Origin of the sequence: Hymenobacter nitidus (genome assembly GCF_020447315.1) — a bacterium.
GTDB lineage: Bacteria > Bacteroidota > Bacteroidia > Cytophagales > Hymenobacteraceae > Hymenobacter > Hymenobacter nitidus.
On record NZ_JAJADQ010000010.1, the window covers coordinates 169,758 to 188,872 of the forward strand.

General features: G+C 61.4%; 15 protein-coding genes. 4 read left to right on the plus strand and 11 right to left on the minus strand.

The window, feature by feature from the left end; genetic code table 11:
* Positions 1-10: 10 nt before the first annotated feature.
* The 4 genes from pelA to kduD all read right to left on the minus strand — a co-directional run bounded on the left by pelA (position 11) and on the right by kduD (position 3,305).
* Positions 11-1,153, minus strand: a complete 1,143-nt coding sequence (gene pelA / locus LGH70_RS18325; RefSeq protein ID WP_226188613.1) for a pectate lyase — start codon at positions 1,151-1,153, stop codon at positions 11-13.
* A gap of 77 nt (positions 1,154-1,230) precedes the next feature.
* Positions 1,231-1,581 (minus strand): cupin domain-containing protein, encoded by a 351-nt coding sequence (locus tag LGH70_RS18330; protein WP_226188616.1) that lies wholly within the window; start codon positions 1,579-1,581, stop codon positions 1,231-1,233.
* 27 nt (positions 1,582-1,608) lie between these two features.
* A complete protein-coding gene (kduI, locus tag LGH70_RS18335) occupies positions 1,609-2,439 on the minus strand; it encodes a 5-dehydro-4-deoxy-D-glucuronate isomerase (RefSeq protein WP_226188619.1) in 831 nt (276 codons plus the stop codon).
* Between the two features lie 95 nt (positions 2,440-2,534).
* Positions 2,535-3,305 (minus strand): 2-dehydro-3-deoxy-D-gluconate 5-dehydrogenase KduD, encoded by a 771-nt coding sequence (gene kduD / locus LGH70_RS18340; RefSeq protein WP_226188621.1) that lies wholly within the window; start codon positions 3,303-3,305, stop codon positions 2,535-2,537.
* A 278-nt stretch (positions 3,306-3,583) separates the two neighbouring features.
* On the opposite strand from kduD, the gene LGH70_RS18345 reads away from it, so the two are divergent.
* Positions 3,584-4,606 (plus strand): LacI family DNA-binding transcriptional regulator, encoded by a 1,023-nt coding sequence (locus LGH70_RS18345; RefSeq protein WP_226188623.1) that lies wholly within the window; start codon positions 3,584-3,586, stop codon positions 4,604-4,606.
* 89 nt (positions 4,607-4,695) lie between these two features.
* Here LGH70_RS18345 and LGH70_RS18350 read toward each other — a convergent pair whose 3' ends face one another.
* The 5 genes from LGH70_RS18350 to LGH70_RS18370 all read right to left on the minus strand — a co-directional run bounded on the left by LGH70_RS18350 (position 4,696) and on the right by LGH70_RS18370 (position 12,215).
* Positions 4,696-5,889: an MFS transporter gene (locus LGH70_RS18350; protein ID WP_226188625.1), complete on the minus strand. Its 1,194-nt coding sequence runs from the start codon at positions 5,887-5,889 to the stop codon at positions 4,696-4,698.
* Between the two features lie 159 nt (positions 5,890-6,048).
* Positions 6,049-7,089, minus strand: coding sequence for a T9SS type A sorting domain-containing protein (locus LGH70_RS18355; protein WP_226188627.1), 1,041 nt, complete (start codon positions 7,087-7,089; stop codon positions 6,049-6,051).
* A 212-nt stretch (positions 7,090-7,301) separates the two neighbouring features.
* The gene (locus LGH70_RS18360) at positions 7,302-8,438 is read right to left on the minus strand and encodes a pectate lyase family protein (protein ID WP_226188629.1); all 1,137 of its coding nucleotides are present in this window, start codon (positions 8,436-8,438) and stop codon (positions 7,302-7,304) included.
* A gap of 178 nt (positions 8,439-8,616) precedes the next feature.
* Positions 8,617-10,545 (minus strand): glycoside hydrolase family 88 protein, encoded by a 1,929-nt coding sequence (locus LGH70_RS18365; RefSeq protein ID WP_431357428.1) that lies wholly within the window; start codon positions 10,543-10,545, stop codon positions 8,617-8,619.
* A gap of 5 nt (positions 10,546-10,550) precedes the next feature.
* Positions 10,551-12,215, minus strand: a complete 1,665-nt coding sequence (locus LGH70_RS18370; RefSeq protein ID WP_226188631.1) for a glycoside hydrolase family 28 protein — start codon at positions 12,213-12,215, stop codon at positions 10,551-10,553.
* 529 nt (positions 12,216-12,744) lie between these two features.
* On the opposite strand from LGH70_RS18370, the gene LGH70_RS18375 reads away from it, so the two are divergent.
* Both LGH70_RS18375 and LGH70_RS18380 read left to right on the plus strand, forming a co-directional pair.
* Positions 12,745-13,068 (plus strand): hypothetical protein, encoded by a 324-nt coding sequence (locus LGH70_RS18375; RefSeq protein WP_226188633.1) that lies wholly within the window; start codon positions 12,745-12,747, stop codon positions 13,066-13,068.
* A 200-nt stretch (positions 13,069-13,268) separates the two neighbouring features.
* Positions 13,269-15,449: a bifunctional alpha,alpha-trehalose-phosphate synthase (UDP-forming)/trehalose-phosphatase gene (locus LGH70_RS18380; protein ID WP_226188636.1), complete on the plus strand. Its 2,181-nt coding sequence runs from the start codon at positions 13,269-13,271 to the stop codon at positions 15,447-15,449.
* Positions 15,450-15,543: 94 nt separating this feature from the next.
* Here the strand turns inward: LGH70_RS18380 and LGH70_RS18385 are convergent, their stop codons facing one another.
* Both LGH70_RS18385 and LGH70_RS18390 read right to left on the minus strand, forming a co-directional pair.
* On the minus strand, positions 15,544-16,200 hold the full coding sequence (locus LGH70_RS18385) for a beta/alpha barrel domain-containing protein (RefSeq protein ID WP_226188638.1): 657 nt from the start codon (positions 16,198-16,200) through the stop codon (positions 15,544-15,546).
* Positions 16,201-16,262: 62 nt separating this feature from the next.
* Positions 16,263-18,047 (minus strand): glycoside hydrolase family 15 protein, encoded by a 1,785-nt coding sequence (locus LGH70_RS18390; protein WP_226188640.1) that lies wholly within the window; start codon positions 18,045-18,047, stop codon positions 16,263-16,265.
* Between the two features lie 189 nt (positions 18,048-18,236).
* On the opposite strand from LGH70_RS18390, the gene LGH70_RS18395 reads away from it, so the two are divergent.
* Positions 18,237-18,977, plus strand: a complete 741-nt coding sequence (locus LGH70_RS18395) for a TVP38/TMEM64 family protein (RefSeq protein WP_226188642.1) — start codon at positions 18,237-18,239, stop codon at positions 18,975-18,977.
* Positions 18,978-19,115 lie beyond the last annotated feature (138 nt).

The window sequence follows — 19,115 nt, forward strand, 5'->3', positions numbered from 1 at the left end:
ATTCCGAGCCTTAAATTTTGCTTTCTGCTTTCTTCTCCCACTTCTGCTGCCACTTCGGATAGTCCTTGGTCAGCAGCTTCTGCGGCCAGTTGCTGGCGTACACGTAGCCCGCCCGGCGCTCATTCTCAATCTCACTGAGCTTGCTGTGCTTCTGCCCGTCGCGGCCTACGTAGATGGGCTGGTTGGTTTCCAGGTCGTAGAAGCGGGCCCACACCACGCCGCCGGCCTCGGGCACAATCACCCGGTCGCGGCCGCTGGGCTGGCTGGCATCCACGATTTCCTTCATCACGAAGCCGTCCATCTTCACCTGCTGCAGCCAAGCCACGGCCGCTTCTATCGACTTGCGGACTTCCGGCGAAGGATTGTCGAGGCTCATCAGAAACTGCACGATGCCCACGCTTTCCATGCCGCTGAGCGAGGCCAATTCGAAGGCCCGGGCCTTCACCGGCAGCAGGGTTCGGCGGTCGTGCTGGGCGCACCAAGCCGTGAGCTTGCCGCGCTGCACGTACTGGGTTTTCAGGATGCAGCTCACGCCGCGCTCCACGGCCTGCCGGGCGGCGGGGGCCAGACTCTGGTCGAGGGCGGCATAGTCGGCTTTGCCCTCGGCCACGGCCTTGAGCAGGGTCAGCACCCGCACCATGGCGTTGTCGTTGTAGGTAATCTGGGCCCGGTAGCCGCTGCTGTCGGGGTAAAACTGCGGGAAGCCGCCGTTTTTATGCTGCATTTTGAGCAGGTAGCGGATACCCTTTTCGGCGCTCTGGCGGTAAGCCGCGTTACCGGTGGCTTTGTAAGCCTTGGCCAGGTACTCTATTTCCCGGGTCGTGGCGTTGTTGTCGATGGTGGCGTCCTTGCGGTTGCCATCGGCCAGGGTGGCGGCTTTCAGGGCGGCGCTGAGCGGAGCCTTGTAGTCCACCTTTTTCTCCTTCACCGCCTTGGGCCAGCCCCCGATGCTGCGCTGGTAGACCAGCATTTTTTCGGCGGTGGTATCAATGGTTTCGGCCAGCTTTCCGCCCATTTTCAGAGTTTCGGAAGCCGAAGCCGCGTGGCGGATGACGGGCAGGCGGTTGACGGCGGCCTGCATGGCCGGGACGTTGCCCGGGCCACGCAGAGCCACCGTCAAGTGCTGGGCGTCGGCCGGGGAAACCTCTCCCAAAATTGCCCCTGCCAGCACCAGCATTGCCTTTTTATACCCTTTCATCACGTTATGTCGTCAGGTGGGTTGCCCCGGTTCTATACAAAATCTTCGCGCATCGGCGAGAAGGCATCCAGCAGCACGCCAGCCTCCAGGCACACCACGCCGTGCCACACGTCGGAGGGCACGTAAAAGGCGTCGCCGGCGCGCAGCACCTGCTTTTCCTCGCCCAGCGTCACTTCAAACACGCCGCTCTGGATGTAGCTCTGCTGCACGTGCACGTGGTGGTGCAGGGCCCCCACCCCGCCGGTTTCGAAAGTCACCTTCACCAGCATCATCTGCGCGTCGTAGGAGATGATGCGGCGGCGCATGCCGGGCCCAACGTCGGTCCAGACGGCATCCTGCTCGGTAATAAAGCTGGCCGGAGGTTGCTGAGTGGCAGTTGTCATAAGCTGAAATCGTGGCGGGCAAACAGATTAGCGGAGCTGGTCGAGGGCTACGGCGTCCATGTCGGTGTACTCCCGGTTTTCGCCGGCCATACCCCAGATAAAGGCGTAGTTGGAGCTGCCACAGCCGGTGTGAATTGACCACGGCGGCGAGAGGATAGCCTGCTCGTTGCTCACCCACAGCGGACGGGTTTCGTTGGGCTCCCCCATCATGTGCAGCACGCGCTGGCCGGCGGGCATGTTGAAATAGAGGTAAGCCTCCATGCGCCGGTCGTGGGTGTGCGAGGGCATCGTGTTCCATACCGAGCCGGTTTTGAGCTGGGTGAGGCCCATCACCAGCTGGCAGCTCTGAATGCCTTCCGCGTAGATATACTTGTAAATCGTGCGCTGATTGGCCGTTTCCACGGCGCCCATTTCCACGGGCGTGGCGTCGGCCTGGGTTTTGAGCGTGGTCGGGTGCTGGGCGTGGGCCGGGGCCGACAGCAGGTAGTAGCGCGCCGGCTCATCGGCTGAGGAACTCAGAAACTGTACGTCCTGCGCGCCTTTGCCCACGTAGAGGCAGTCCTGGTTGCCCAGCTCGTAGGTCGTGCCATCCACGGTCACCTGCCCGGCGCCGCCCACGTTGAGGATGCCCAGCTCCCGGCGCTCCAGGAAGTAGTCGGCCTTCAGATTCGGGGGACAGGGCAAGGCCAGGGGCTTGTCGGTCGGCACGGCACCGCCCACAATCATCCGGTCGTAGTGCGTATAGACCAGGGTAATATCATCAGCCACAAACAGGCGCTCAATCAGGAAATGCTCCCGCAGTTCGGTGGTGTTCATGCCCGCAGTTTCGCGGGGGCTGACGGCATATCGTTGGGTCATCGGTGAGGTGGTGATGTAGTGAATTGGTGAGTGAATTGGGCTTTGGTGACCTAGAAGAGCGAAGAACTCACTACATCACCAAGTTGCTAATTCACCTATCGGCCCATCCAGCCGCCGTCGACGGTAAGGATGGTGCCGTGGATGTAGTCGGCGGCGGCGGAAGCCAGGAACACCGTGGGGCCTTTAAAGTCGGCGGGGGTGCCCCAGCGGCCGGCCGGAATGCGGCTCAGGATGCTCGTGGAACGGTCCGGGTCGTTGCGCAGGGCCTCAGTGTTGTCGGTGGCAATGTAGCCGGGCGCAATGGCGTTGACGTTGACGCCGCGGCCGGCCCACTCGTTGGCCAGGGCTTTCACCAGGGAGCCAATGGCGCCCTTGCTGGCCGCGTAGCCGGGCACGTTGATACCGCCCTGAAAGGTCAAGAGGGAAGCGGTGAAGATGATTTTGCCACTCCCCTGCTCCAGCATGCGCCCCCCGATGGCCCGGGCCAGGCGGAAGGGCGCGTCCAGATTAATATGGAGCACCTCGTCCCAGAGCTCATCACTGTGCTCGGCGGCCGGGGCACGCTTGATGGTACCGGCGTTGTTGATCAGAATGTCGATGCGGGGAAAATCCTGCTGCACCTTTTCAATGAAAGCATCCAGGGCGGCGCGGCTGCTGAAGTCGGCCTGGTAGGCGTGAAACTGCCGGCCCAGGGCCTGCACCTGCTGCTCGGTTTCCGAGCCGCTCAGGGCCAGCGTGGCCGATACGCCGATGATGTCGGCGCCGGCTTCGGCCAGGCCCAGGGCCATAGCCTGCCCGATACCCCGATTGCAGCCCGTGACGATGGCAAGTTTACCGGCAAGGCTGAAGCTGGGGGCAGTACTCATAGGGCGAAGGTAGTTTGGTAACTTTTTAGAGAATGACTACTGGTTTGGGGCACTAAGTGCTCAGAAACCGGTTTGATAAGTTTACATGACTGCTCAGGCAAAAGGAAGAATAGCACAATGTTTATTTGCGCAAACGTTATCGGGAACGTTGCCGATAGCGCATTTTGCGGGTAAGCAAAACCGGGATGAGAAGAAATTCGGAATAGAACTCTACTTTAGGCCCCGGAATGGCCGCATTCTGAGCATTTCCCACAATTGCACTTTAACAAGCCCATCCCTTGGATAACGTTACCATAAAGGATATTGCCAAGGCCCTGAACCTCTCCACTTCCACGGTATCACGGGCGCTGCGCGGCAGCTATGAGATTAATGCTGAGACCAAACGGCTGGTCATGGAATACGCCGAGCGGCTCAACTACCGGCCCAACCCGATTGCGCTTAGCTTAAAGGAAAACCGCAGCCGCGCCATCGGCGTCATCGTTCCCCAGATTGCCAACTACTTCTTTTCCCAGGCCATCAACGGCATCGAGGCCATTGCCTACAACCGCGGCTACCACGTCATCATTTTCCAGACTCATGAGTCGTACGAGCGGGAGGTGGTCAACATGCAGCAGGCCGTGTCGCGCCGCGTCGATGGGCTGCTAATTTCACTTTCCAGCGAAACCTCCGACGTCACGCACCTGCGCGAGCTGCAGGACCAGGGCATGCCGGTGGTACTCTTCGACCGGGTTTCGTCGGAGCTGAACGCCACGCAGGTCGTCGCCGACAACTTTAAGGGCGCCTTTGAGGCCACCGAGCACCTGATCTGGTCGGGCCGGCGGCGCATTGCCCACCTCACCATTCCACCGTTTCTGTCCATCACCCAGGAGCGGCTGGCCGGCTACCGCGCCGCCCTGGAAAAGCACGGCATTCCCTACGACGAAAACCTGATCCGCTACGGCACTTTTGGGCCCGATGAAGTAGGCCCGATGGTAGACGACCTGCTGGCCCTGGAGCCCCGCCCCGACGCCTTCTTCACGGCCTCCGACCGGCTGGCGGCGGGCTGCCTGGGGGCCCTACAGAAGCGCAACCTGCGCATTCCCGAGGATATAGCCCTCATTGGCTTCACCAATATGAACGTGGCCGAGCTGCTGGCCCCGCCGATGAGCACGGTGGTGCAGCCGGCCCAGGAAATCGGGCAGGTGGCCGTCGAGCGGCTGATTGAGCTGATTGAGCGCAAGCAGAAAGCGGCCCCGCCGAGCGTCATCAAAATCCCGACCACGCTCATTGCCCGCGAATCGACCCGCACGGTGGTGAAGTAGATTCCCTACCCCTAGCGTGGCAAGAAAAAGTGCGCTGGCTACATGTCGGCGCACTTTTTCTTTGGCGGCAGCGCCAAAAAGGCCCGAATTCAATCGGCCGTTTCCAGCGACGAAACCAACCCTATTACCACGATTCCGAGCGTGGCCATCAGGGCAAACGACCAGCGCAAATCGGCAGCCGAGGCAATGAAGCCCACCACGGGCGGCACCAGCAGAAAGCCGATGTAGCCCACCGTGGACACGCCCGCAATGGCCGCCCCCGAGCTGAGCGTACTCACCCGCCCCACCATGCTGAACACCATCGGCACCACGCACGACACGCCCAGGCCCACCAGCGCGAAGCCCACGGCTGCCGGCAGCGGCAGCGGGAACAGCGCGGCCAGCGCCAAACCCAGCGTCATGAGCAGGCCGCTAACCCGCAGCAGGGGCTTCACGCCGTAGCGGTTCACGAGCCAATCACCGACGAAGCGGCCGGTGGTCATGGCCACCATATAGGTAGCAAAGCCGGCGGCGGCCCACTCCCGGGGCGCGTGCACAGCTTTTTCAAAGTATACCCCGCTCCAGTCGTACATCGTACCCTCGCAGGCCATAGAGGCAAAGCAGATCAGTCCAAACTTGAGCAGGTGCTTGTCGGGCAGGGCAAACCGGGGCCGGGCGGGCTTGTCGGGGTCGGCGGGTGTTGGGGCCAGCTCCAGGCTGCGCGGAAAAAAGGCCAGCGCCAGGCCCGTCAGCACTATTCCCACGGCCACGAAGTGGTAGTCGGGTGCAATATTGGCCCCAATCAGGACGGCACCCAGCGCCGCGGCGGCAAAGCCGGCCACGCTCCAAACGCCGTGAAACGTGGCAATAATGGACCGGTCGTAGAGAGCCTGCACGCCCACCGACTGGGCGTTCATGGAGATATTGAGCAGGTTACGCGAGGAGCCGAAGCAAAACAGCAGCGCCACCAGCTGCCAGGTTTGGGCCGCGAAGCCCAGCAGACCCAAAGCCACGTTGTAGAGCACGGCGCCCGTGAGCATAATCTGTCGGCTGCTGAAGCGCTGCAGCAGGTAGCCCGTCACGGGCAGCGTGAGCATCAGGCCCGTGGGCAGGGCCAGCAGCACGCCGCCCAGTTCCGCCTCGCTCAGCCCCAGCTCGTGTTGAATCGTGGGAATGCGCGAGGCCCAGGTGGCGTAGCCGAAGCCCGACACCAGGAAAAATACGGTTATAGCCCAGCGGGCCTCTGCTGCTGCGGGTGTTGCGGTTACCTCCGGCTCTTTATCAACCTGTTGTGCTACTCTCATTGCTCATTATCCAAACCTGACTTTCAGCGGCCGTATACGCTCTTCCTCCCTATCGACTGCCCTATGCTGAGGATTTTTTGTTTACCGACGGCCTTCTACAAAGCAAAGCGCCGCCCGGCTAAGCCGGGCGGCGCTTTGTATTTTACGTGCGGGAGGCTACTACAGCTTTACCACTTTGGACGTGATGCGCTGCTGCCCATCCGAGTACTCGACCATGTACATACCGGCCGCCAGCGTCGACAGCCGCACATCGGTACTGGTGGTGTTGGGCTGGGCCGTGAAGGAAGCTACTTTCTGGCCGTTGAAGGAATATACGGCTACCGTAGCCCCTTTCGCGGCGGCGGGGTGCGCCACCTGCAGGTTGTCCTGCGCAGGGTTCGGATACACATTCAGGCTCTGCTTGGCCACGGCCTGCTTGTTGGACAGAGCCGGCTGCCGGCTTTTCAGCGTCACGTTTTTCAGCAGTACGTAGCGGCCTACGCCGCTGCTGCCGGCGCCGAAGTACAGGCGCATGGTCAGGGTCTGACCGGCCGTCAGGGTTACGCCGTCAGTACCGTTGAGAGCGAAGCGGAACGTGCTGGGTACCCCGCCTGTGGCGTACTGGGGCAGTACGGCGCCGTTCGAGGAGATGCTACCGGTACCGGTGCCAAAGGAGCCGTTGGCGTTGGCGGGCAGCACCCCACCGGGCGTAATAACGGTTGAGTTGTTAATGGCCGGTCCTTTCGAGCCGGTAATACTGGCGGAGTCGGCGGTGAAGTTGCTCAGCGAGTACATCACCACAATCTTCCCGGCAGCCGTGCTGACCATGGCAGCATCCAGAATCACGGAGTCGAGGCGGGTAGCGGCAGTAGCGGTGGCCGTGAACTGCTGGTAGAAGGTGCGGCGCGGATTGGCGCCCGGGCCGGGGGTAGGCGTAGCGTTTGAGCTCCAGCCGCCGCCATTGGCCTGTACGGCGAAAGCCTGCCCGGTAGCGGCCGAATAGGGAGCGTAGGCCGCGGCTCCGGTGGGCACCTGCCCATCGGAAAGGGTCAGGCGGCGGAACGTGGAAGGCGCGCCCGTGAGGCCGGCCCGCACGGCAGGATTATCCTGGTTGTTGGCCGTCAGCGGCCACTGTGCGAAACCAGCGGTTTGGGCGGCAGCCTGCTCCGACACGAACAGAGCGGCTAGGAGAGCAAAGCCAGTGAGTAGATTTTTCTTCATATCGAAGGGTAACTGTTGTGGGAATTAAGGTAATGCCAGCGGCCGCGACAAGCCGCGAGCCAACTCGTAAGTGATTCAATTTGCACCCGCAACGGCGGAATGGGAAGCAGACGCCGGTTTAAATTTCCGCAATCGTTACCGGGAACGTTGCCAGCCCGGCTTTGCAGGAACGACTTAGGCGGGCAGCACCTACGTTTCGGGCGAAGCCAGCCCTAAAGCTTGCCCACTCCGGCGCCCTGCAACACGATTTCCCGCACTTTCGTCGCCTCGTGCAGGGCAGCAGCATACTGGTAAGGCGGCGTAAACGAGCAGGTGCTGGTGGTGGGCTGCGAGCCGGTGCAGTCCTTATACAAATTGCCCGCGGCGTCCCAGTTGCCCGGCACCGTGCTGTTTTTGGTCGTTACCGGGTTCTTGGTGTCCTCGAAGTAGTTTTGCTCGACCCGCAGGCAGGCATCCATGCGGCTGTTGATGCCGGTGCCGTACACGTGCTTGTAGTAGTTGTTGAACGCGTGGCCGGTACCAAAGCGGTAGACCGGTACCCGCTCATGGATGTTATAGTAGTAGTTGTGGTGAAACGTCACTTTCCGGTCACCGGTGTCCTTGTCGGAGTTACCGATTAGGTGGGCCTTGTGGTGGTCGTGGAAGTAGTTCCAGGAAATGGTAATGAAGGCGCTGGCGCCCTTGGCGTCAATCAGGCCGTCGTAGAGGTCCTGATTGGGCTGGGCAATGGGGTCCTGGTTGAAAAACTCGCAGTGGTCAACCCAGATGTTCTGGCTCGTGCCCTGAATCGTGACACAGTCGCCATCATTCACCGCCACCTGTGCCCGTTGCTCATCGTTGATTTTGGTGTTGGTGACCGTGGACATGGTGAACTTCAGGTTCTGCACGATAATGTTGCGCTTGCTGCTGATGTTGAGGCCCACGCCTTCCAGAAAGCCGGCCGTACCCACGCCCAGCAGCGTCTTGTTGGAATTCACATTGATCGAAGCTCCCTGCGTCCCGCCCGAAATCGTGCCGGCAATGGTGATGATGAGCGGCTCACTGCTTTTGGCGTATTCCGTCAGCTCGGCCAGGGTAGTCGCAGCCACCGTGCGCCCGGCGGCCCCACCGGTCGTGCCGCCGTTTTCGGTAGCAAAGCCAATCAGGCCGTAGCCGCTACGTTGGCCGCCGGGGCTGGCGGGCGCAGCACTGCCCACGGGGGCGGCGCTGCTGCCCGCGGGGAGCGGCTTTTTCACGCAGGCCTGCAGGTTCAGCAGCAAGCCAGCCGTAAGGGCCGGCAGCGCGAAGGCCGTAATGCGTTTACGCAGGAAACTACGCCCGGCGGCCGGGCAAATCGGAGACTGTTTCACAAGTGGAATACACAGAAGGGAAGAGGAAATCCGGCTCCGGCATGCCAGAAATGGCAGTGGGGCGGCGTAAAAAACGGGAAAGCGCAAACCGGTCGTTGGCCGCTCCGGCCGCTTCCCGGGCGGGAAGCGGCCCGAACTTTCCTCACCACGAGGCCAACGTCCGATCTGCGCTCTGCGCCTAGCGTTTCGACTGTTGCAGCAGCCAGTTTGCCAGATCTTTTCCCGCCTGGAAATTCTCGTACTCGGCCGGAATCTTGCGCCCGTCGACGTACTCGTTGTACAGCCACGGGTCGCCCACGGCCAGCACGGTGCCCTTGCCCAGCTTGGCTACGGCTACAATATTGTCCGGCCCCTGGATGATGACCGGTTTGGCCGAGCCCTGCAGGCTTAGGGGAGAAAGCTCCTTGATATAGGCCGTGCGGGCCTTGGCAAACACCGGATTGCCGGCCGTCAGGGCCACTTTGCCCTGCTCAAACTGGCTGCCCTTCACCATGTTCACGCTCTTGTCGGTGAACTGAATGCCGAAGTTTTTGGCCAGCTCGTTGAAGCGCTTGATTTCGCAGTTGGCCGTGTCGTTGGCCATCAGCACCAGCACGCCGCCGTCCTTCACCCAGTCGGTCAGCACCTTGCTGTCGGCGGCCGTGACGAAGTTGGGCTTGGCCGTTTCCTTCCTGGTGTCCGGATCGACGATGATGTAGACGTCTACGCCCTTTAGCGCGGCTTTGGTGGGCGCGGTGGGGATGGAAACCGTTTTGGCGCCTAAGTCGCGGAAGGTGTTACCCCAGAGCCAGAAGCCCGAGTGCTGCCGGTCTTCCCAGGTGTAGTGAAACCGCTCCTGCTGGCCGGTAATGGGGCTTTTGCGGTACTCGTTGTTGAAATAGTAGTCGAGGCCGATGGTTTTGTTCTGGCCCACTTTCAGGGTTTCGGCAATTTCCATTTCCAGGCTGGCCAGAATAAACGGGCCCACCCCTTTCAGGTCGTTTTTGCGCAGAGGCTCCGAGAGGTAATACTCGAAGCTCCCGTCGCGGTAGGGGTTGCCGCCCAGGCCACCCACGCTCACCGTGCCGTTGAAAGCCAGGGCGCCGTTTTCCTCAGCCACGAAGGTTTTCACCAGCCCGTCGTAGCCCTTCTTGGCCACGTCGGCGTACTTTTTATCCAAGTAACCCATGCGTACGCCCTTGGCCAGCATGTACACAAACATGCTGCTGCCCGAAGCCTCGGCGTAGTTGCCCTTGCGCGAGGCCTGGTCCACGACCAACGACCAAGTACCGGTTTTGGGGTCTTGGTACTTGGCCAGCACCGGGGCCAAACGCTGCACGTCCTTGATGAGCTGCTGGCGCTGGGGGTGGCTGGCCGGGAAGTAGTCGAGTACGTCGACCAAGGCCATGGCGTACCAGCCCATGCCCCGGTCCCAGAAGTTGGGGCTCTGGCCGGTGGTTTTGTTGGCCCACTTCTGCTCCCGGCTTTCGTCGTAGCCGTGGTACATCAGCCCGGTTTTGGGGTCCACGAGGTGTTTCTCAATCAGGGCAAACTGCTTGGCCACGTCGTCGAAGCCCGCGGGCTGGTTAAACACGGCGCTGTACTCGGCATAGAACGGCTCGGCCATGTACAGGCCATCGAGCCACATCTGGTTGGGATACAGCTTCTTGTGCCAGAAGCCGCCGGCCTTGGTGCGGGGCTGCCCCTCAAGCTGCTTGCGCAGCAGCTGGGCCGCCTTGATGTACTTTTCCTGCTTGGGCACCGAGCTCTGGCTCATCGTGAGCAGGGCGTGGCCGGTAGTCAGGTTGTCGAGGTTGTAGTCCTCCAGCTTATAGGTGCGGATGGTACCGTCCTCGCGCACAAACTGGTCGAGGTCTTTCTGTAGGTAGGTGAAGTACTTCGCGTCGCCGGTACGGTTCCAGACGCGCTCCAGGGCCTTGAGCATCAGCCCCTGCTCGTAGTCCCAGCGGGCCGTTTTGCGGTTGCCAATCAGGATGGAGTCGGGGTGCCAGCCGATAAAGGAATCGGCCATGCGCTGCGACATGGGCTTGGCCGGCACCGGGGTCTGGGCCTCGGCGGCGGCACTCAGAGCCAGCAGGCTCAGCAGCAGGGAAACGGGCTTTTTCACGGGTCTTAGCGCTTGGAAATGGTTACCGTTTTCTTGGAAACTTTGTCGCCAAACTCCAGGTCTTTCTTGGCCCCTTTGGTGTCGGTGTTGGCCAGCTTCACGTTCTTGGCCCGGTCGCCCGTCACGCGCATCAGCAGGGTGGCGCCCGGCGTGTAGCGGATACCGTCGAGGCTGACGTCTTTGCTGTTCTGAATTTCCATTATCGGCATCGTGTCGGTCGAAAGCAGGGTCACGTTTTTCAGCCGGATATTCTCGGCCTCGATGCACACCAGGCCTTTCTTGCTTTGCAGCACCGCGTTTTCAATCACGATGTCGCGCACCGGCATTTCGGGCAGACCGCGCAGCATAATGGCCGTTTCGGCCCCGTTGCAGGTGATGTCCCGAATGTCGATGTGACGGAACTGGGGCGTGCCTTCGCCGAGCGGCTCGGCCTTGATAACGGGCGGGGCCGTCGACTCACCGGCCAGCGGCACCGGGTCTTTGGCCATGTAATACAGGTCGAAAATGATGGCCTGGCCCACGATGTCCTTCATGTCCACGTTGTTGATGAAGATGTTCTCCACCACCCCGCCCCGGCCGCGGGCGGCCTTGAAGCGCAGGCCCACGTCGGTGCCCATAAAGGTCAGGTTGTAGGCGTAGATGTTGCGGGCCCCGCCCGACATCTCCGAGCCAATCACGAAGCCGCCGTGGGCGTGGTAGACTTTCGTGTCGCGGATGATGAAGTTCTCGGTGGGCATGCCGCGCTGCCGGCCCTGCTCGTCGCGGCCGCTCTTGATGCAGATTGCGTCGTCGCCCACATCGAAGGTGCAGCCCTCCACGATGCCGTTCTTGCACGACTCCAAGTCGATGGCATCCGTATTCTGCCCGTACTCGGGGTTGAGCACCGTCACATTGCGCACCGTAATGTCCTCGCTCATCAGCGGGTGCAGCGACCAGGCCGGCGAGTTCTGGAAGGTCACGCCCTCCAGCATCAGGCGCTTGCAGTGGTCGAGCACGAGCATGTCGGGCCGCAGGAAATCCTTGATTTCCTCGTAGTCCTTCACCTCTTTGCCCGGCTTCAGGTAGAAGGCTTCGGGAATGGTGGAGCCCTTCAGCGCCGAGGCCGAGGGGTACCAGGTATCTTTCTTTTCATTGAGCACCCCACCGCCTTCCACCAGGCGTTTCCACTGGGTTTCGGTCAGCTTGCTTTTCTTCACCGAGCGCCAGGTGCCGCCGTCACCGTCGAAGGTACCTTGGCCGGTAATGGCAATGTTTTCCAGGTCTTTGCCGTAGATCTGGGCCTGGTTGCGCACGGCTGCCACGCCTTCCCAGCTGGTCTTGATCAGGTGGTAGTCGGCGCGCTGCTTGCTGAACTGCACGAAGGCACCCTTGGCCAGGTGCAGGTTCACGTTGCTGCGCATCTCAATGGGAGCCGTCAGCCAGTGGCCGCGGGGCACCAGCACCACGCCGCCGCCGGCTTTGCTGCTGGCGTCAATGGCCTGCTGAATGGCCGTGTTCTTGGTCAGGCCATCGGCTACAGCCCCGAACTTGAGAATGGACAGCGTATCGGCCCGAAACGAGGGAGTCTTGACGGCCGGCAGGTTGGGCTTGGGCTGGTCGGCTGCCGCCGAGGCGCTCAGACTGGTGAGCAGCAGGCCAAAGGCGGCCGTCGAAGCAAAGGGAAATTTCATACGGGGTGGTTAACGTCTACCGGAAAGTGGGAAAGCAGACTACGAAAGGAGAGAATCGGCGGTGAAGCCTGTTATACAAGCTTAGCCCCAGATTACATTATTCCAAGAATAGGGCCAGACCAGAGCCTTCCCTATCCTTTCGTTAAGATTGGAGGAAATTCAGGATTGTCCGCAGAATCCCCTTTATTTTCTATGCAAACGTTACCGGGAACGTTCTCATTGGCCCGGGTTTGCTTGCATTTTCCCTTTCCTGACTTCCCCTTTTTCCCCTCAACTCACCTAAAGCCATAATTTCCCCAGCGCGGTACAGCTTCCGCAATTGGCTTTTCACGCCCTGGCTCAGCAAAGCCACCCGATTCAGCACACACGGATCAGATAGATATTCTATTTAAACTAATTCTAAATAAAGTTTGCAAAGCTGACTCCACCTCTTACATTTGGAAACTATTTAGATAAATTCTAAATAAAAGACTGCGCCGCCACTTCTGCTTGGCGGAGTGACTTCTTATTTACTACACGACTACTTTTTATGAGCCAGTACCTTCACCACAACGATTTTGGCTGCATTTCCCGCTGCCCGAGTGGCTGCTGCCTGCACCTGTATTTTGGCAACGTAGCACTGTGCCTACAAGCGGATGAGCTAGCCGACTGGCGGCAGGTGGCTGCTGAGCTGTACCAAAAGCACGCACCCCACCTGGCCGACCCTACCCGCCGGTGCATCACGCTGCCGGGGCCGGTGGCGTATCAGGCCTTCGTGTTCACGCTGGAGGAAGTTTTCCTGCTCCACGACCTGCTGATGGGGGCGGGCCTGTTGCTGGAGGCTGAGCAGATTCTGGCGGGTCAGACGACCTGACAACGGGCTTCGGCGGCGGGGCCGGGGCCGGGAATTTCGCGGGGCATATTGTTTACTATATATTGCTACCAGACAATGGTTTACACCTTACTACGGGTAGGCTTTGTCGGTGAGCCTCGGCCCCGAAATGCGGCTTTTTTTAAGCAGTATCCGGGTTTCTTGCGTAAGCACAGGGCACTAGAATACGAATCCTTCTACTCATGTCCCGCACGATTATCGTTTCCAACCGCCTTCCAACCAAAGCCCAACGCACCGAGGAAGGCCTGCATTTTACCCCGAGTGAGGGCGGCCTGGCAACCGGCCTGGGCTCGATTTACCGGGCCGACGGCAACGTCTGGGTGGGCTGGCCCGGCGTCGAAATAGAAGACCCCACCGAGCAACAGCTCGTAACCGAGGAGCTGCGCAATGACAGCATGGCCCCGGTGTTTCTGACCCAGGAGGAAATCCGGGACTACTACGAAGGCTTCAGCAACGAGCTGCTGTGGCCGACCTTCCACTACTTCAGCCAGCACGCCGTGTACGAGCAGGCGTACTGGGACGCGTATGTAACGGTAAACCGCAAGTTCTGCGACGCCGTGCTGGCGCTGGCTGGCCCCGAAGACACTATTTGGGTGCACGACTACCAGCTGCTGCTGCTGCCCCAGATGCTGCGGGCCGAGCGGCCCGACGCCAGCATCGGCTTCTTCCTGCACATTCCTTTCCCGTCGCAGGAGCTGATACGGGTGCTGCCCTGGCGGCGCGAGCTGCTGGAAGGCATGCTGGGCGCTGATTTGCTGGGCTTTCATACCTACGGCTACATGCGCCACTTTCTCAGTTCGGTGTCGCAGCTGCTGGGCTACCCCAGCCAGAACGGCCTGATTGAGGCCGGGCAGCGCAGCGTGCTGGTCGATGCCTTCCCGATGGGCGTCGACTACGACAAATACGCACAGGTAGCCGAATCGGAAGAGGCACGAGCCAGTGAGCTGCTCTACCGCGACGCGCTGGGCGACACCCGCGTAATTCTGTCCATCGACCGGCTCGACTACACCAAGGGCATAGCCGAGCGCCTGCGGGCCTACGAGCGGATGCTGCAGCTCTACCCCGAATGGCGGGGCCGCGTAACGCTGCTGATGCTGGTGGTGCCCTCGCGCGACCAGGTGGAAAAGTACCGGGCCCTGAAGGTGGAAATCGACGAGCTGGTGGGCCGCATCAACGCCGACTACCGCACCATCACCTGGACGCCGATTCAATATTTCTACCGCTCGTTTCCCCTGGAGCAGCTCTCGGGCCTGTACCGGCTGGCCGAAGTGGCCCTCGTAACGCCCATGCGCGACGGGATGAACCTGGTAGCCAAGGAGTTTATTGCCAGTAAGGGGGAACGGCCCGGGGTGCTGATTCTGAGTGAGCGGGCCGGCGCGGCCCGGGAGCTGTCGGATGCGCTGATTATCAACCCCACCGATACGCGGCAGCTGGCCGAAGCCATGCACGAGGCCCTGGTGATGCCCGAGGACGAGCAGCTGCTGCGCCTGAGCAACATGCAGTCGGTAGTGAGCACCTACAACGTGTACCACTGGGTGCGCCTGTTCATGGACCGCCTCACTTACATCAAGCTCAAGCAGCAAACTCTGGCCACCGATACGCTGGGCCCCAACGAGCTACAGCAGATGCGTACCGACTTTGACCGGGCCCCGCAGCGCCTGCTGTTTCTCGACTACGACGGCACGCTGGTGCCCTTCACCAAGAACCCGCAGCACGCCCGGCCCGACGAGGAGCTGCGCCTGCTGCTGAGCGCCCTGAGCGCCGACCCGCGCAACCGCGTCGTCATCATCAGCGGCCGGGACCGGGACACGTTATTCCGCTGGCTCGGCGACCTGCCCCTGGACTTTATTACGGAGCACGGCGTGTGGCTGCGGGCCGCGGGCGAAGACCAGGACTGGGCCATGCTGCAACCCATGTCGGACAGCTGGAAAACCGAAATCCGGCCCGTTATGGACCTGATTGTGAGCCGCACGGCTGGCTCGTTTCTGGAGGAAAAGGAGTATTCGCTGGTATGGCACTACCGCCGCGCCGACGCCGACCTGGGCGACGTGCGGGCCCGGGAGCTGGTGAGTCACCTCAACTTCCTGGCGTCCAACACCGACTTGCAGGTGATGGAAGGCAACAAGGTGGTCGAAATCAAGAATGCCGGCGTCAATAAAGGCGCGGCGGCGGCCCGGTGGCTGGCCACGTACCCGGCCGACTTCATCCTGGCCTTCGGCGACGACCGCACCGACGAGGATACCTTCCAGGCCATGCCCGAGGATGCCTACACCATTAAGGTGGGTGAAACCGGCCGCTCCTTTGCCCGCTTCCACATCAAGTCGCACCAGGACGTGCGGCGCATCCTGCGGACGCTGCTATAGCCGCTGCGTATCTTGATACAGCAAAGAGCCCAAAGCCGATTCGCGACTTTGGGCTCTTTGCTTGCCAGGAATTTCAGCCTTCTTGCCGCTGGCTTTATTGTCCGACTGTAGGCTGCATGGCGGCCAGCAGGCTTTGCACCTGGGCCGTGAGGCCGGCCGGGTCTTCAGTTTGCAGCAGGCGCGAGTCGATGCCGACGCAGGTGGCCCCGGCCTGCATCCAGGCCGCTACGGCCTCGGCGGTAGGCTCGATGCCGCCGGTGGCCATAAAGCGCACCTTCGGCAACGGCGCCTTCACCGTTGTCAGGTACTTGGGCCCCAGCATAGCGGCCGGAAACAGCTTGGCAAAAGCAGCCCCGAGCTGGTTGGCCTGGTAGATTTCATTGAGCGTGGAAACGCCCGGCAGCCACGCCAGGTCGTGCCGCTGACACAGGGCCGCCACCTCCGCGCTGATAATGGGCTGCACGATGTAGTCGGCGCCAACGGCAATAAACCGCTCGGCTTCCTCCACGGTGTAGATGGTGCCGACGCCGAGCAGCAGATCCGGGTAATCGGCCTCCACAAACTGCTGCAGGTCGGTGAATATCTCGAAGGCGTTGGGGCCGCGGTTGGTAAACTCGAAGAGCCGCACGCCGCCTTCGTAGCAGGCTTGCAGCACACGCCGGGCGTAGGGTTCCTCGGCGTGGTAAAACACCGGAATCAGAGGGCTTTGCTGCGCCTGGTTGACGGCATCTGCAGTGGTGAAACGAGCCATATAAATGGAAAAGCGGGCAAGAAGCGGCCAGCGCGGCCGATACTACAAGGTAAGGTCTGGGCCTACAGGAAATTGGGCCGGTCGAGCTTTTTGGAAATGCGGTAGGCCGCGTTGACCAGCCCTACGTGGCTGTAAGCCTGGGGGAAGTTGCCCCACTGCGAGCCGGTGCGCGCGTCCACGTCCTCGCTGAGCAGGCCCAGATGATTGGTGTAGCCCAGCAGCTTCTCAAACTCGCGGGCGGCATCGTCGAGGCGGCCTACGCAGGCCAGGGCCTCCACGTACCAGAAAGAGCAGATCAGGAAGGTAGTTTCGGGGGTGCCGAAGTCGTCGGGGTGGCGGTAGCGGTAAAACAGGCCCTCGGGCGTTTTCAGCTCTTTTTCCAGCTCCCGCAGGTGGGTGCGGGCCCGCTCGGAGCTCGGGTCGAGGTAGCCCATCAAAATCAATTGCAGGCCGCTGGCGTCGAGGTGGGGCGAGCCAATGGCGTTGGTATAGACGCCCCGCTCGGCATCGTAGCACTCCTCGATTTTCTGGGCCGCCACCCGGGCCAGCTCCTCGGCCATGTCCTCAATATCCTGGTTGCCCAGGTAGCGGGCCACCTTGCGGGCGGCGTGGGCGCCGGCCCAGTGAAACAGGTAGGTATAGCAGTGGTACTGGGCAATGTGGCGGAACTCCCAAAGGCCGGCATCGGGCATTTCCATGGTTTCCTTGATCAGGCGCAGGGCCTCGTACATCATCCGCTCGGAGTCGGCCCGCTCGGCCCCTACGAAGCGCCGGTCCACATACAGCGGCAGCAAAGCCACCAGTACCTGCCCGTACACGTCGTTCTGAATATGGGTGTAGGCGTCGTTGCCGATGCGCACGGGCTGGTTGCCCAGGTAGCCTTCCAGCGGCAGCTCCTGCTCGATGAGTTGCGCGGCCCCGCTGATGCTGTAGAGCGGCTGGTACTTGTCACGCACTTTGGTCGAGATATTGGCGATGTAGTGGAAATAGCGCTCCATCTCCTCGAAGTGACCGATGTTGTTGAAGGCCGTCAGGATGTAATAGGTGTCGCGCATCCAACAGAAGCGGTAGTCCCAGTTGCGGGTGCTGCCGGGCGCTTCGGGCAGGGAGGTGGTGGTGGCGGCAATGATGGCGCCGGTGTCTTCGTACTGGTGCAGCTTCAGGGCCAGGGCCGAGCGAATCACCTGGGTCTGGTAGAAGTTGCCGATGCTGGTGCTTTTCACCCAGCGCTGCCAGTACTGCACGGTTTTGCGCAGAAACTCCTCGGCCGTGCTGTGAATGGCTGCCTCCAGCGGGGCCCCGTAGGTGAGCACCAGGTAGCGGGTTTCATTCAGCACAAAGCCTTCCCCGTCCAGTATATAGGTCAGGGGAATATCGGTGGTCAGGCGCACTTCCTCCTCCATGCCCAGGAAGGCAATGTGGTTGGAGCTGCGCCGGCGCGTGAGCTGTTGCTGCCCGTACTCGGCCACGGGGTTGCAGATTACCTTCACCCGCGGCAAGCCGGCCAGGGGCTCAATCTTGCGGATAAACATCAGGGGCTTGTAATTCCGGTCGTACTGGGCAAAGCGCGGGGCAAAGTCGGTGACGCGGTAGCGGCCCTCGGCGTTTTCAATTTCGGTGCACAGCACGTTGGTATTTTCCAGGTAGTACTGGCGGGTGCGGTAGTCGGCGGCCTCGGCGGGCTTGATGCTGAACTCACCACCCTTTTTGCTGTCGAGCAGGGGGCCAAAGACAAAGCTGCTGTCGAAACGGGGCCAGCAGAGCCAGGAAACAGAGGTGTCTTGCTTAATCAGGGCGAGGTAGGCGCAGTTGCCGACCAGGCCCATGTCATAGGTATGTTTGCTCATTGCCGAGGAATCAGGTGAGGCCCAGCCGGGCGCTTTTCGCGGAGTTTGGAGCTCCTTAGTACCCCATTGCGGCCGGCCGGGTTGCCGCCAACTACCGCCGCCGCCCTGCGTACAGACCAAACAGCCCCCGCGCCGAAGCCCGGCAGCCGGCCGTTGCACGCTTTTCTTCCACCTTTTGCTCCTCGTCTTTTGGCTGATTCCGCTGCTGACTCCCGCCCCAAAAAATCCAGCCGCCTGCCGCTCTACCTGGCCGGCGGCCTGCTGGCCGTGCTGGTGGCCTGCTACTTTCTGTGGCCCGCCTTCCAGACCGGGGCCAAGGAGGCGTTTACCGTACTCAAAAGCGGGGAGCAGGACAAGGTATCGGCCTGGGTGAAGCAGTTTGGCTACTGGGGCCCGGTGGTGATTGTAGGCGGCATGGTGGCCCAGATGTTTCTGGTGGTCATCAACGTGGTGCTGCTGATTCTGGTGGCTATTCTGGCCTATGGTCCCATCTGGGGCTCCTTGCTGGCGCTGCTGGGCGTGGTGGTGGCCTCGTCGGTGGGCTACTGGCTGGGGCACTCGGCCGGCGAAACGTTTATCAGCCGGCTTATCGGGGAGAAAAACGAGAAGAAGATGGTGGAGGAAGTGCAGCGCTACGGCACCTGGGCCGTGGTTATTGCCCGCCTCTCCCCCGCCCTCTCCGACGACGCGGTGAGCTTCGTGGCCGGTGTGGCCCGGCTGGGCTACTGGCGCTTTATGCTGGCGACCGTGGCCGGGGTGGTGCCCCTTATTGTCCTGCTGGCCTGGCTGGGCGAAAACAGTGACCGGCTCAAAACCGGCCTGTGGTGGGTGTCGGGCATCAGCCTGCTGCTGTTTGGGGCCTACGTATGGTGGGACAAGCGCCGAAGCAAGACCCAACCCGAACCGGCACTGGCCAACAAAAACGGATAAAAATTGGACGGAAACCGGTGAAATAGGATTCGGTAGCTGCTACCTTTGCGCGCTACACCGGGAAACGAATTGCCGTTTTCCCGCTCCCCTCACTTCTGATGCAGTGCCCCGTGCGTTTTTCTCCGGGTTTTAGCTGGC